Raw genomic sequence first — 14,425 nt, 5'->3', positions numbered from 1 at the left:
AACCGGAGCCCAAAGCAACATGCTATGAATGGTGGTTTTGCCGGAGCATAAAGCCCCATAGCGTGAACTATTGGTCAGTATTCAGGCTCATACGTATACCGAGCCGGGCCCCGACAGTGAAGAGCTAAAGGAAACGATGCGTTTAAAGTCCATCAAACTGGCCGGATTCAAATCGTTTGTGGATCCCACAACGGTGCACTTTCCCTCCAATATGTGTGGGGTGGTAGGCCCCAACGGTTGTGGCAAATCGAATATTATTGATGCGGTTCGCTGGGTCATGGGGGAATCGTCCGCCAAGCATTTGCGTGGCGAGTCCATGACCGACGTTATCTTTAAAGGGTCCAACAGCCGCAAGCCTGCCAATCAGGCGTCTGTGGAGCTGATCTTTGATAATAACGAAGGGCGGGTCACCGGAGAGTTTGCCGCTTACCGGGAAATCTCGGTCAAGCGAACGGTTAACTCCGATGCCAAGAACACCTATTTTCTCAACGGCAGTAAGTGTCGCCGTAAAGATATTATGGATATCTTCCTTGGCACCGGTCTTGGACCCAGAAGTTACGCCATTATCAGTCAGGGCATTATCTCCAATCTGATTGAATCCAAACCGGAAGAGCTTCGGGTATTTATCGAAGAAGCGGCCGGTATCTCCCGCTACAAGGAGCGCCGTCGTGAGACGGAAAACCGCATCCGCCGAACCAATGAAAACCTTGAACGACTGACCGACCTGCGAGAAGAGCTGGGGCGTCAGCTTGGCCATCTGCAACGGCAGGCTCAGGCGGCGGAAAAGTACAAAGAGTACAAAGCCGAGGAACGGCTGAAAAAGGCTCAGCTGCAAGCCTTGAAATGGCAGACCATCAATACCGGAGCCCAGTCCCAGGAACAGGCCATTCGTGAATTCGAGGTTCAGCTGGAAGCGGCGATCAGCCAACAGCGTGCAGCGGATGCCGCCATGGAAGATGATCGCGTTCAGCAGATGGAGCTGAGTGACCGTTTTCATGAAGCACAATCCAGCTATTACGGTACGGGCAATGAAGTCACCCGAATTGAACAGACCCTGCAGCACCGGGAAGAACGTTCCAAAGAGTTGAGTCGCGACCTTGAACAGGTGGAGCACAGCTGGGAAGAGGCCCGTGAACAGCTGGCGGATGATCAGCAACAACTGGAGTCTTTCCAGGAAGAACTGATCGAGCTGGAGCCGGAGCTGGCCATGCTGCAGGATCAGGAGGCGGACTCTGGTGATGTCCTGACCCGGGCAGAAGAGGCCATGCAGCGGTGGCAGCAGGAGTGGGATCATTTCAATCAGCGATCCCATGAACCAAAACGAACCGCTGAAGTTGAGCAGTCCCGCATCCATCATGCCGAGCAGGTGATGGGGCGTTTGCAGGAGCGAGAAGGTCGCCTGAAAGAAGAGTCCGCCGCGCTTGGGGGAACTGAAGACCAGGAGGAGATGACGCTTCTGTCGGAAAAACTGACCGAACTGGAGTTGACCGCAGAAACCGTTGAACTGCGCATCGAAGAGTGTGTTGACGCAGTTGAGCAACAGCGTGATCAGGTACAGAACCTGACGGCGGAGCTGGAAAGCAACCGGGATGAACTCAGCATGGTGCGAGGGCGTCATGCTTCTCTGGAGGCTTTGCACCAGGCATCACTGCATCAGGATACGGGCACCATTGAGTGGCTTGAGCAGCACCAGCTCCATAACCACACCCGTCTGATGGATAAGCTTCAGGTCGATGCTGGCTGGGAACGTTCGGTTGAAACCGTTCTGGGCGATAGCCTCCAGGCCGTGTGCCTGGATAGCCTTGATCCTGTCGCTGATGCGCTGGGTGCGTTAGAGCAGGGATCGCTGGTGCTGCTGGAGGCTGGTGCAGGCCAGCAACATACCCCTTCATTAAGTGAGTTGCCACTGCTGGCCGACAAAGTGATCAGCGGTCAGGAAGCTCTGCCCCTATTGGCTGGAATCTATGCCGCAGATTCACTGGAAACGGCCCTTTCCCTGCGGGCAAAACTCCAGGCTGGCGAATCGATCATTACACCGGATGGCATTTGGCTCTCTTCCGGCTGGCTGCGGGTTAACCGGGGTGTCGATAATAATGCCGGTGTGCTGGAACGCCAGAAAGAGATGGACGCCCTGGGTGATAAGCTCACGACGCTGGAAGAAAGCAGCCTGCTATTGAAAGAACAGCTGGAAGGCGCAAGGGCAAAACTCGAACAGCATGAGACTCAGCGAGAGCAGCTGCAAAAGCAGCTGTCCGAGCTCAACCGGAACCAGGGTGAGGTGCGGGCGGATCTTGGTGCCCGAAAGGTCCGGTTAGAACAGTTTTCCGAGCGCCGTCGACGCCTTGAGCAGGAGCTGCAGGAAGTCAGGGAGCAGTATGGGCTGGAACAGGAGGTGATCGGCGAGTCCCGCATGCGTCTGCAGGAAGCTCTGGACCACATGGAAGAAGACATTGGTCGTCGGGAAGCGATGCAGGAGCAGCGTGAGAAGCTTCAGGCCCGTCTCGAAGAGGTACGTCATCAGGCCCGTTTTGATCAAGAGCGGGCCCATCAACTTGCCCTTCGCCAGCAATCCATCAATACCCAGATAGGCTCTCTGAAAGCAGCCATTGAGCGTTTAAGCCAGCAGTCTACCAAGCTCCGGGAACGGCGGGAATTTCTCCGGGAGTCCATGTCTGAATCCAACTCACCAGAGGGGGATCTGCGGGAGCAACTGGAGGAGATGCTGGCCAGACGTCTTGAGCAGGAAGAGACGATGCAGCAGGCCCGGATTGCGCTTGAAGAAGTGGAGCAGCGGATTCGAGCTGGTGAGAAGGTTCGCCACATTGCTGAGCAGCAGGCGCAGAAAATTCGCGAACAGTTGGAAAAGTTGAGGATGGACTGGCAGGGTATGCAGGTTCGTCGAACGACACTGGCTGAACAGCTGAAAGAGGACCAGTTTGATCTGGCAACGGTACTTGAGAACCTTCCGGATGACGCATCTGAGCAGCAGTGGGAGCAGGAGCTGGAACGGATCGCTGCACGCATTGAGCGTTTGGGCGCGATTAACCTGGCGGCCATTGAGGAGTACGAAACCCAGTCAGAGCGCAAACAGTATCTGGATGCCCAGAACGATGATCTGGAGTCAGCCCTGAACACCCTGGAGAATGCCATTCGCAAGATTGACAAGGAGACCCGTCAACGGTTCAAAATGACGTTCGACAAGGTCAATACCGGTCTTCAGGAGTTGTTCCCCCGGGTATTCGGCGGTGGGCAGGCCTATCTGGCCTTAACCGGAGAAGACCTGCTGGATACCGGAGTGGCTATAATGGCTCAGCCCCCCGGCAAGAAAAACAGTACGATCCACCTGCTTTCCGGTGGTGAAAAGGCGCTGACGGCGATTGCCCTGGTATTTGCCATCTTCCAGTTGAATCCGTCGCCTTTCTGTATGCTGGATGAGGTGGACGCCCCTCTGGACGATGCCAACGTAGGACGGTATGCCAAAATGGTCTCTGAGATGAGTGATAAAGTGCAGTTTGTTTACATCACTCACAACAAAATCGCCATGCAGGCTGCCAGTCAGCTGGTGGGTGTCACCATGCATGAGCCGGGTGTATCCAGACCGGTATCGGTGGATATTGAGCAGGCGGCGGCGATGGCTGAGTTGTAACTATCCGGTATGCTTAAGAGTTGGATAAATAAACTATGACATTGACATTACGCAGTTTATAAAGCACGTAAAGTAAACGTTCATGGCTTAATTTGTTATTTTTTTATTGTAATATTGCAACGTTGGTCGATTGCAGCAGTAATTAATGCAGATGTGATAAATGACGATGGCCTGTTTTTCATTGTCGTCAAGTGTTATCACAGGGAGGCAGACTGCAATTCGGGCGTTGTTTCAAGGTCTACAGGGCAGCAAGGACATGAGTTTGCGAGATTGGCTGATACTCATAGGAATACTGGTAATCGCCGGCGTATTGGCCGACGGTTATCGCAGGATGCGATTGGCCAGAAAAAGGTCATCGGAAATCAGCTTTGGTCTGGAGGAAGTCAAAGGCTATGACGATGATTTTTCCAGTGAACTGCCTAATGGCGGTGCCCGGCCCAGTGCGCATAAAGAAAGCACTCTGAAAGAGAGCTTTCTGAAAGAAGGGTTTGCCAAAAAAGAGCCTGCCAGACCCCGTGTTGAGCCCGGGTTTTCGGGGGGCGACTATTTCGATGGCTACCCGGAAGAGGGTATTGAAGAACCGCCCGTGTACCCTGAATCCTTGAGACAGCGCCATCGTAACCCTGAAGAAGCTGAACGGCATACAGAGCAAAGCGACGCCGGGGAAAAAGCGAGAGTTCAAAGAGCGCTTGATCTGGATGAGCCTGTTCCGGTGCTGATGAATCTGGACGAGTCACAGCAACCCTCAAGAAGTAAACGCCCGTCGTCTGCTGAGGATCATTTACATGGAGGTCTTTCACGGGCAGCAGGCGCTGACCGGTCTGTTCGCTCCCGTGAAACGTCCAGATTGGATGCTGAGCCGGAGGAGTTCGTAGGTCAGCCAAGAGCGGCAACCAGTCAGGGCAAGGCACCGATTCAGGAACGTGACGTTTCGGCCAGAGAGAGCTCCAACCCACAGAAAGAACTCAACCTGGGGGGGCGTGAGAAGGCAGAGAAACTACAAGAGCGCCCGCCCGCCAGTGAAGTGATTGTGATCAATGTGCTGGCCAAAGGCGGCGGTGTTTTTGCCGGTGACCAGCTGATGCAGTCCATGCTGGCATCCGGCATGCGTTTTGGTGATATGTCGATCTTCCATCGATATACCAATGCCGATGATACCGGAAAAATTCTGTTCAGCATGGCCAACGGCGTAAAGCCGGGTACCTTTACCATTGATAATCTGGAAGCCACTGAAACACCGGCTTTGAGCCTGTTTATGAGTCTGCCGGGGCCGGAAAAACCCATGCAGGCCTTTGCCCTGATGGAAGAGACGGCCCGTCGTCTTGCCCTTGATCTGGGCGGTGAGCTGAAAGATGAACAGTTCAGCGTGATGACTCAGCAGACCCTTGAACACTGTCGTCAGCGTATTCGTGAATATGAGCGCAAGCAGCTGGCGAAACAGCCGGCGCATTGATATTCCAGCTGGCCTGGCCATTGCTATCTAATGTTTTCTTCAGCGGGTTCTCAGGCAGAGAACCCGCTGGCCTTTGATAATTCCATGAGCATGACTTCTTCAGATATCCCATCGGTTCCTTCCCTTGAGCTTGCAGAGCAAGAGATACTTCAGCTGCGTCAGCAAATCAGCGAGCACAACCATCGTTACTATGTCCTGGATGAGCCGGAAATTCCCGACAGTGAATACGATAAGCTGTTTATCCGCCTGAAATCCCTTGAAGCTGCATACCCACAGCTGATAACTGAAGATTCTCCCACCCGGCGGGTTGGCGGCACGCCTCTGAAAGCGTTTGGTCAGGTTCGCCATGAACTGGCCATGCTCTCTCTGGACAATGCTTTTGACGAAGAAGACCAGGCGGACTTTAATCGCCGGGTTAAAGAGCGGCTGGGCACCACTGAAGACATTGAATATGCCTGCGAACCCAAGCTGGATGGTATCGCTGTCAGCCTGTTATACGAAGATGGTCTTTTGGTCAGGGCAGCTACCCGTGGCGATGGCACTACCGGGGAAGATATTACCCAGAACATTCGTACGATTGAATCAATCCCACTCAAGTTGATGGGCGATGGCTGGCCTCGACGCCTTGAAGTCCGGGGCGAAGTGTATATGCCAAAGGCTGGTTTTGAACAGTTAAACCGGCGGGCCAGTGCCAAAGGTGAGAAGACCTTTGTTAACCCGAGAAATGCAGCGGCTGGCAGTTTGCGCCAGCTGGATTCGCGGATAACGGCTAAACGACCATTGACGATCTATTGCTACAGTGTTGGCGTTGTCGATGGCGGAGTACTGCCAGACACGCACAGTGAGATACTTGCCTGTCTGAAAAAATGGGGGATGCGAGTCAGCCCCGAACTGCAGGTGGTCAAAGGTGTTCAGGCCTGTGAAGACTACTATCAAGCCATGGCTGAAAAACGTCAGGGGCTGCCTTATGAGATTGACGGTATTGTTTATAAAGTGAATGCCATTGCCCGGCAGCAGGCTCTGGGGTTTGTTGCCCGGGCACCGCGCTGGGCCATCGCCCGTAAATTTCCGGCACAGGAAGCGATCACGACTCTTAAGGATGTGGAGTTTCAGGTTGGCAGAACCGGTGCTATCACTCCGGTTGCCCGTTTGCAGCCGGTGTTTGTGGGAGGGGTGACGGTCAGTAATGCGACCTTGCACAACATGGATGAAATTGCACGGCTGGATATCAAAATAGGCGACAGTGTCGTTATCCTCCGGGCAGGTGATGTTATTCCCAAGGTGAACCGGGTTATCCACTCCATGCGTCCTGATGATGTTCGGGATATCATCTTTCCGGATCGCTGCCCGGTATGCGACTCTGAGCTGGAACGTGAAGAAGCCATCCTGCGCTGCTCTGGCGGACTGTTCTGTTCAGCCCAGCGCAAAGAGGCTATTAAGCACTTTGCCTCCCGCAAGGCAATGGATATTGATGGTCTTGGGGATAAACTGGTTGAGCAGCTGGTCGATCGTCAATTGATCGCAACGGTGGCAGACCTGTTCAGTCTTAATGCCCTGGAGATTTCCGGCCTTGAACGTATGGGGAAAAAGTCGGCTGAGAACTTGATTAATGCCCTTGATCAGTCCAGAAAAACCACGCTTCCCCGTTTTATCTACTCACTGGGCATTCGCGAAGTGGGTGAGGCAACCGCACAGGGGCTGGCAGGTCACTACCGCGATTTGCATAAATTGATGGCCGCTTCGGTGGAAGACTTGCAAACCGTGGATGATGTTGGCCCTGTGGTTGCTGGTCATATTGAGAAGTTTTTCCGTCAGGAACACAACCGCGAAGTGATTGATGCACTTCTGGCGAAAGGTGTTGCATGGGAAACGGAATCGCCGGTTGTAGAAGGGGGCGATCAACCCCTTGCAGGTGAAACCTGGGTGTTAACCGGCACGTTAAACACAATGACCCGCGACGAAGCTAAGGCCATCCTGCAAAAACTGGGAGCCAGGGTGACTGGCTCAGTTTCAGCAAAAACATCAGCCTTGCTGGCCGGTGACAAGGCCGGTTCAAAACTGGCCAAGGCAGAGAAGCTGGGAGTGCGTGTCGTCACTGAGGATGACTTTATGCAGATGAGGCAGGCCTGGGGTGAGTAGTGCCTGAGGCAAATTGATTCGAGCTGAACCACAGAGATTATAAACACTCCTGGAAATCTGAGCTGATGAAGCAAGCTAAAGGTTCTCTTTTCTCAGTGCTCCTGGTGGTCTCTGTGGTTGAACATTGGAGGATGGCGGCTGAATGTCAAACCTGAGTCGAAAGCTGTTTATTTTGATCCTGTCTGCCGTGCTGGCAGGCTGTGCCAGTAAGGCACCACCCGAGAAGCCCCACAACCTTTGCAGTGTCTTCAAGGAAAAACGCGGCTGGTATAAAGATGCAAAAAAAGCCAATCAGCGCTGGGGCACCCCTATCCAGATCATGATGGCCATTATGTATCAGGAATCATCTTACCGGCACGATGCCCAGCCGCCACGGCCATGGTTCCTTTTCATTCCATTACCCCGTAACTCTTCCGCTTATGGCTACCCGCAGGCGCAGGATGGCACCTGGGAGCAATATGTCAGCGAAGCCGGAGGTTTCTTTGCCAGCCGCGAAGACTTTGGCGACGCGATTGACTTTATTGGCTGGTATACCCACAAGTCCCGCAAGCTGAATGGCACTTCACTGTGGGCCGCCGATCAGCAGTACCTGAATTACCATGAAGGCTGGAACGGTTACCGCAAGGGAACCCATAAGAAAAAGAAATGGTTGTTAAGCACCGCCAGCAAAGTAAGGCGCAGGGCCGGTAACTATGGTGAGCAGTTGCGCCGCTGTAGCCTGTAATGGATATAGTGTGCATCATTTCGATGAGTTTGATGGGTTCCTTCTATCAATGACGCCCAAATTCCGTTCGTCCTGAGGCTCTATGTTTCTTGTCAACATAATTTTCAGCAATTGTCAGTAGAAATTTTAGAGCCTTGTTGAAACTTTAAACAAAACGAAACCACTGCCAAACACCCTTCGTCCGTGCATCCTGAGCGGAGCCGAAGGACGCTCAGGGTGAACGGGGATTATACACCTCAAACTCATTGAAATGGTGTGCCAGGCTTTGGCATCCTGCGTCGCCCTGCCTTTCACACCCATGTGGTCGTTCGAGATTCGGGGCAGCTTATGAAATATCCGGGCTGACGTTAACTGATCATTGGTCAGGGGTATTGAATCGTTGGATTGTCCGTTCACCGTGGGTTGATTGATTTATTGAATTATATTTTTGGAACCTTTCAAGCTTTATTTTGTCTGTTCAAGAGAACAGGTATTCAATAAAGGTAATACTTATGATTCCTTCTTCTTCCTTACCAGCCCCTTCGACACCGGATCTACCGGAAATTTCCCAGGAGACCAATGCTGTTACCCCTGAAAATGTTGGCACAGCTAAAACCGTTGGCCTTGATAACCCAGAGAACCATGGTGCTGCAGCTAAACCGTTAGCAGCATATGCCATTGAGTCTTCTGATGATGAGTCTGAAGGTGGTGGGAATGGCATTCTAAAGCTGGAAACTGGTGATTATGAATGGGTTACCATCAACAGGAATATTCAAGCTGTAGACATGGATGGTAGTTTATGCCTTGTTCATGTTCCTGATGATGGAAGGGGTTATGTAGCCTGGCATATGGAACCTCCCGATGTGACCTTTTTACTGAACCCCACTCGGCGAGCCATGGCTGCGATATTTTTTCCAGAAGAAATCCGTGCTGCTGAAAATCATGCTGGCTATTGGCAGGAAGAAGTGCAGAGAAAGCCCGGAACCACCTATTTATGTGGTCCTGTTGCTGATGGGTCGGCACAGAATTTTTTTAATGTTGATCCAGCTAATGTCCTCAGAACTGAAGAAGGCCCTGTCTCAGTTACATTTGACATTGCCACTCGAAGTTTTCATACAAATTAGCACGGCCGACATAGCCAGCCATGAGATTTTTCAGACAGATAGACGTCGTTGACAACGGGTAGGACACACTCTGTATCAAGTAAACGACAACGTTTCACATATTGCCCGCCCGGGTAACTTTGTCTGGGGGATCTGTCCAGAAGAGTGGTTCTATTTTCCTGGACAGCCTTCTGGAAAAAGGATGATCAGGAGTCCTGCTCGCTCAGCATTTGCCTGGCAACGTCTTTGTGCAGAATATTCGGTGTCTGGCTTTCCTGATCAAATACGATCACCATGTCGCCGGATTTCAAGCGGGATAATACCTGCGCCACTCGCTTTGCAAGGGCGTCGTCATAGCCATTATCCGTCCCTTCGCGGCTGACAAACTCTTCAATCAGACTTTTAAGTGTTTCCGGCTCATGACTTTATTGGCTGGTATACCCACAAGTCACGCAAGCTGAATAGCACTTCACTGTAGGCCGCTGATCAGCAGTACCTGAATAACAATGATGGCTGGAACGGTTATCGCAAGGGCACCCATAAGAAAAAGAAATGGTTGCTGAGCACTTCCAGCACAGTAAAGCCAGAGCCAGTGACTATGGCGAGCAGTTGCATCGCTGTAACCTGTAATGGGTATAGAGAGCTGACGTTAACTGATCATTGGTCAGGGGCAATGAATCGTCGGATTGCACGCTCACCGGGGGCGGAAATATTGCACTGAAGCTTCGGAACCTTTCCAGCTTTAACTTGTCTGATCAAAAGAACAGATTTTCAAACAATGGTAATGCTTATGATTTCCGCTGCTTACTTGCCACCCCCTTCGACATCGGAACGTTCCCAAGAGGCCAATAATGTTGTTACCCCTAAAAATAATGACACCGCTAAAACTGTTGGTCTTGATAATCCAGAGACTTCAGGAGCTTCAGCCAAACCCTTAGGATCCTATTCCATTCAGCCTTCTGGTACAGAGTCTAAAGGCCATGATAATAGCATGGAAAAATTGGGAGTGGGGGATTTTAAATGGATTCCTGTGAGCAGGAATGTTCAAGTTGAAGAGCTGGATTGTTTATTCCTTGTTCATGCTCCTGATAAAGGTGAGCATTATGCAGCATGGTATATGAAGCCTAGAGATTTTACCTTTTTAGTTGCCCCCAGTCCGCATAAAATGTTTATGACTCTATCGTTTTTTCCAGAACGAATTCATGATGCTGAAACAAATGCTAAAAATTGGAAGAAAGAAGTGCAGCAATATCCTGGAACGACCTATTTATTTGGTCCTGGTGCTGATGAGTCGGCACAGGAACTTTTTAATGCGGATCCAGTTAATGCCGCCAAAACTGAAAAAGGCCCTGTCTCAGTTACATTTGACTTTGCTACTCGAAGTTTTCATACAAATTATCACGACCGGCATAGCCAGTCATGAGATTTTGTAGACAGATAAACATTGCTGACAATTGATAGAACACACCCTGTAGCAAGTAAACGACAACGTTTCACGCTTTACCTATTGCCTGCCCAAGCGGCCTTGTATGTGCGACCCTGCCCAGAATAATGGTTCTGTTTTTCCGGGCAGCTTTCTGGAAACAGGATGATCACACGTCCTGCTCACTCAGGATTTGCCTGGCAACGTCCTTGTGCAGAATATTCGGTGTCTGGCTTTCCTGGTCAAATACGATCACCATGTCGCCGGATTTCAAGCGGGATAATACCTGCGCTACTCGCTTTGCAAGCGCGTCGTCATAGCCATTATCCGTCCCTTCACGGCTGACAAACTCTTCGATCAGACTGTTAAGCGTCTCGGGCTCAATCATGTCATAGGGAATAATCATTACCTATTACCTTCCACTGTTTTCACGTCAAGCTTCAGAGGTTCCAGCTCTTTAACCAGAAAGTGCTGGTTGGTGTACTCCCAGACCACATTCAGGTCCCATAGTGCGGTGCCATGGCGTCGTCCGGAGGATTCCCTCAGGTAGGCGGGTCTCGGGTCCTGGCCAAGTACCTGTTCGATCAGCAGAATCAGCTGCCTGCCGGTTCGCTGTTGATAACGCAGGCATTGGTGCATGGCCTGATCGGTGAACTTCACTTCTGCCATCGCCATTGGCAGGGGCGCAAAGCCACCCTTGGCATCAGGCAGTGCGTCGGCATAGGGCAGGTAAGGTTTGATATCGATAACGGGAGTACCATCAAGAAGGTCCACCGCCCCCAGCTTCAAGGTCAGCTTGCCATTGCCGGACTCAATGCCGCGCAGTTCAACCACGGACATACCCATAGGGTTTGGCCGGTGTGTGGAACGGGTAGCAAATACCCCCATGCGCTGTCGACCTCCCAGTCTTGGTGGGCGAATGGTTGGACGCCAGCCCTCATCCATGGTTTTGTGGAAGATAAAATGTACCCAGATATGTGAAAACCCATCCAGACCTCGTACCAGGTTTTCCTGGTTGTACGGGGGAAAAAGCTCCAGTGTGGCTTCAGCGGCGGTGACAATGCCGGGCTGACGGGGGATTCCAAATTTCTGGCGGTAGCAGGAGTGGATAACACCTATCTGTGCAAACTGAAATGAGTGGTTGGTGATCTCTTTCACGGTGAGTCTGACAAGTTGTTGGGCTGGATATAATGACCGCAGGTGCTGTTATAAGCAATTAGGCTTTGTGACCACAGAGGCACATCAAGAATAGATTATTTCTTTGTGTCTCTGTGGTGAAAGTTTTTAATCCATTGACTGCATTTGTGCAACGGCTCTGGCTATTCGTGTCACGCCTTCTTCCAGAACAGATCGGCTGCAACCAAAGTTCAGCCTCAGGTAGTTTTCATCGCCAAATTGCTTTCCGGGGGACAGGCCAACACCGGCCTTTGCAAAGAACTGGTGAGGATCTTCCAGCCCCAGTCCGCTGACATCAATCCAGGCCAGATAGGTTGCCTGCAGTGGTTCCATGGCAAGACCGGGAATGTTATTGATGGCTTCCAGCAGGTAGTCGTGGTTACCACGGAGGTAATCCAGCAATGACTGACGCCAGGGTTCACCATGACGATAGGCCGCTTTCGCGGCAGTGTAGCCAATCAGGGCGCTGTCCACTGACGGCACAATACCGGTGCGGACCTGGTTGAACTGATGACGTAACTGATGATTGGGAATAATCGCGAAGGCACAGCCGAAGCCGGCCAGATTGAAGGTTTTCGACGGTGACATAAGTGTCACTGATTTGTCTCGGGCAAATTCGCTGATGGCCGCATAGGGAATATGTTCCGCACGGCGATCAAGAATCAGGTCGCAATGCACTTCATCGGAGCAGACCACAAGGCCATGTTTTTTACAGAGTTGTTCAAGCTTCTCCAGTTCTGCCCGGGTAAATACCCGACCGTTCGGGTTTTGCGGGTTGCAGAGCATCAGTAGTTTGCAGCTGGGGGTGATTTTCTGCTCCAGGCTGTGGAGATCAAGCACCCATTGGCCGTTTTGTTTAATCCATTCCACACCGATTAGCTCACGTCCGGCCAGTTTGGGTGCCACAAGAAAGGGATAGTAGACAGGAACGGGGGAAATAACGCCTTCGCTTTTGTCGGCATAGGCACGAACACAAACATTCAGGGCAGAAACCAGGCCCGGCATCCAGACAATCCATTCTGGCTCAATATCCCAGTGGTAGAGATGGCGACAGCGCTCAACGACAAGTTTTTCCAGTTCGCTGTCTGGCTCGGTGTAACCAAAAACCCCATGGTCGATGCGCTGGTGCAGTGCTTCGATGATTTCAGGCGCTGACTGGAAATCCATATCCGCTACCCACATGGGGAGAACGTCAGGGCTGAAGCGCTCCCATTTAAGGCTGGAGGTGTTGGTTCGATCCACCACTTTGTCGAAATCGATGTTCATTGCGCTATCCAGTGTTTGTTTTCCAGTGTTTATTTTCTGGGTATCTTATCAATATTCAGTTTTTTAATTGGCTTTTGGAATAAAATTTGGAACAAACGCCTAAAACTTTTGTCTACTGCTTAGTCATATAAAAAATAACATAGTAGAGTCAGGATGATATTGTTATCAATGACTTTGCCGGGATTTCCAGAATGCTCGACCGGTAATTCTTGATAGGGCAATTTCAGACAAGGCCCTTTAATCAACAGGGCCTTGCAGCTGCCAATGATGGCCCGAATCAGTTTATCAATGATGTGTTGTAGTAATGTTCAATAGCCTCACGATCTCCCCGAAAGATCACTTTACCTTCCTTCTGCTCCAGCTGATAGTCATACATGGGGTCGTAATAATTGCTGAGCAGATCACCGATCAAAGGGCTGTAGCCTGCTATTCCCCCGCCCGATCTATGTTGCGCGATGGCGTTTTCCAGAATATTGGTTAACTGCTGATAGCGTTCTCCACCCAGTCGGCGGCGAATACGGTGAAGGCTACCAGAGAGGCCTTCGACAAATTGCTCAAAACCCTGTGGTTCACCATAAGCGGCAATAAACTCGGCAAGATTGTCGGTCACATACTCCTTAAGACCAATCCTGACCCGCTCTTCCATGGTCTCTTCGAGCAAAATTAACGGGGATTGCTGCATTTTGTCCCGCATCGTCTGGGGCAGGCTGCAGCGGCCAATCAGCTTGCTTTCATCTTCCAGCAGTACCGGCATTCCGGGGTACCTGTGACGGTGCTTCAGTAACGCGATGGACAGGCGATTTTCAAAATCGATCTGGCCCGGCTGTCCACCGTATCGGCGGCCAAAGCTGGAGCCTCTGTGGTTGGCGAGGCCTTCCAGGTCAATGCTGTAAGGCAGTTGTTGCATCAGCCAGGTTTTGCCGGTACCGGTTTTGCCACTGAGGATAATGAATGGAATTTCAGCAATGGAGCGTTCCAGTTCATCGATCAGAAAACGTCTCAGGGCTTTATAGCCACCTTTGATTAGTGGATAAGGGTAGCCAGATTCCTTCAGCCACTGCTGGGTAATATGGGAGCGTTGTCCTCCACGAAAGCAGAACAGGTACCCTTTTGGCTGTTGCCTGATAAGTGATTGCCAGGCTTCGAGTCGCTGAGCCCGAATATCATCAGTAGCCAGTCTGTAGCCCAGGTTAACAGCCGCCTCAGGTCCTTCTTCTTTATAACAGGTACCAATCAGTTCCCGTTGGTGGTCATCCAGAATGGGGATATTGATCGCTAAAGGGAAGCTGCCCTTGGCGAACTCCACCGGGGCACGAACATCCATCAACGGAATGTCCTGAAGAAAAATAGACAGGAAGTCTTCAGTGTTGGCTCTTTCTTGATTTGCGGATGTCGTCATTGAGGGCTGCTGTGGCTGATCAAAACTGCATAGTTTCGTATCCGTAGCAGTGATTTGGCAAGTGTGAGCAGGTGCAGGAGTAACCGTAACTACCGTTACTAAAAACCTACGATAATC

The 14,425-nt window shown here is 51.3% G+C and carries 11 protein-coding genes and 1 pseudogene; 7 read left to right on the top strand and 5 right to left on the bottom strand.

The genetic code is table 11. From position 1 onward, the window contains the following. The first annotated feature begins 136 nt into the window (after nt 1–136). The 5 genes from smc to ACO6UY_RS04050 all read left to right on the top strand — a co-directional run bounded on the left by smc (nt 137) and on the right by ACO6UY_RS04050 (nt 9,065). Entirely contained in the window at nt 137–3,646 is a 3,510-nt protein-coding gene (gene smc / locus ACO6UY_RS04070) for a chromosome segregation protein SMC (protein WP_422489187.1), read from the top strand. Between the two features lie 256 nt (nt 3,647–3,902). Further along, nucleotides 3,903–5,099, top strand: a complete 1,197-nt coding sequence (zipA, locus tag ACO6UY_RS04065; protein WP_422489140.1) for a cell division protein ZipA — start codon at nt 3,903–3,905, stop codon at nt 5,097–5,099. An 84-nt stretch (nt 5,100–5,183) separates the two neighbouring features. Further along, nucleotides 5,184–7,238 (top strand): NAD-dependent DNA ligase LigA, encoded by a 2,055-nt coding sequence (gene ligA / locus ACO6UY_RS04060; protein ID WP_422489186.1) that lies wholly within the window; start codon nt 5,184–5,186, stop codon nt 7,236–7,238. Between the two features lie 142 nt (nt 7,239–7,380). Continuing rightward, on the top strand, nt 7,381–7,962 hold the full coding sequence (locus ACO6UY_RS04055) for a hypothetical protein (protein ID WP_422450492.1): 582 nt from the start codon (nt 7,381–7,383) through the stop codon (nt 7,960–7,962). 491 nt (nt 7,963–8,453) lie between these two features. Continuing rightward, nucleotides 8,454–9,065 carry a hypothetical protein gene (locus ACO6UY_RS04050; protein ID WP_422489138.1) on the top strand — a complete coding sequence of 204 codons (612 nt, stop codon included), beginning with the start codon at nt 8,454–8,456 and terminating at the stop codon, nt 9,063–9,065. 185 nt (nt 9,066–9,250) lie between these two features. Here ACO6UY_RS04050 and ACO6UY_RS04045 read toward each other — a convergent pair. After that, a pseudogene (locus ACO6UY_RS04045) lies at nt 9,251–9,451 on the bottom strand (YheU family protein); the annotation flags it as partial. A gap of 89 nt (nt 9,452–9,540) precedes the next feature. On the opposite strand from ACO6UY_RS04045, the gene ACO6UY_RS04040 reads away from it, so the two are divergent. Both ACO6UY_RS04040 and ACO6UY_RS04035 read left to right on the top strand, forming a co-directional pair. Continuing rightward, on the top strand, nt 9,541–9,765 hold the full coding sequence (locus ACO6UY_RS04040; RefSeq protein ID WP_422489184.1) for a hypothetical protein: 225 nt from the start codon (nt 9,541–9,543) through the stop codon (nt 9,763–9,765). A gap of 69 nt (nt 9,766–9,834) precedes the next feature. Next, on the top strand, nt 9,835–10,467 hold the full coding sequence (locus tag ACO6UY_RS04035; protein WP_422489137.1) for a hypothetical protein: 633 nt from the start codon (nt 9,835–9,837) through the stop codon (nt 10,465–10,467). Between the two features lie 169 nt (nt 10,468–10,636). Here ACO6UY_RS04035 and ACO6UY_RS04030 read toward each other — a convergent pair whose 3' ends face one another. From ACO6UY_RS04030 to mnmH, 4 genes are all read right to left on the bottom strand, one after another. Next, nucleotides 10,637–10,873, bottom strand: a complete 237-nt coding sequence (locus ACO6UY_RS04030) for a YheU family protein (RefSeq protein ID WP_422465739.1) — start codon at nt 10,871–10,873, stop codon at nt 10,637–10,639. Next, nucleotides 10,873–11,625 (bottom strand): tRNA (N6-threonylcarbamoyladenosine(37)-N6)-methyltransferase TrmO, encoded by a 753-nt coding sequence (gene tsaA, locus ACO6UY_RS04025; RefSeq protein ID WP_422450495.1) that lies wholly within the window; start codon nt 11,623–11,625, stop codon nt 10,873–10,875. The genes ACO6UY_RS04030 and tsaA overlap by 1 nt, the downstream gene beginning before the upstream one ends. Before the next feature lie 126 nt (nt 11,626–11,751). Beyond that, on the bottom strand, nt 11,752–12,909 hold the full coding sequence (locus ACO6UY_RS04020) for a MalY/PatB family protein (RefSeq protein WP_422489136.1): 1,158 nt from the start codon (nt 12,907–12,909) through the stop codon (nt 11,752–11,754). A 277-nt stretch (nt 12,910–13,186) separates the two neighbouring features. Beyond that, a complete protein-coding gene (gene mnmH, locus ACO6UY_RS04015; RefSeq protein WP_422489134.1) occupies nt 13,187–14,308 on the bottom strand; it encodes a tRNA 2-selenouridine(34) synthase MnmH in 1,122 nt (373 codons plus the stop codon). Between the last annotated feature and the right edge of the window lie 117 nt (nt 14,309–14,425).

The sequence above is a fragment of the Endozoicomonas sp. ALE010 genome (assembly GCF_049310165.1).
Classification (GTDB): domain Bacteria; phylum Pseudomonadota; class Gammaproteobacteria; order Pseudomonadales; family Endozoicomonadaceae; genus Endozoicomonas.
This window is presented reverse-complemented; position numbering and strand designations above follow the sequence as displayed.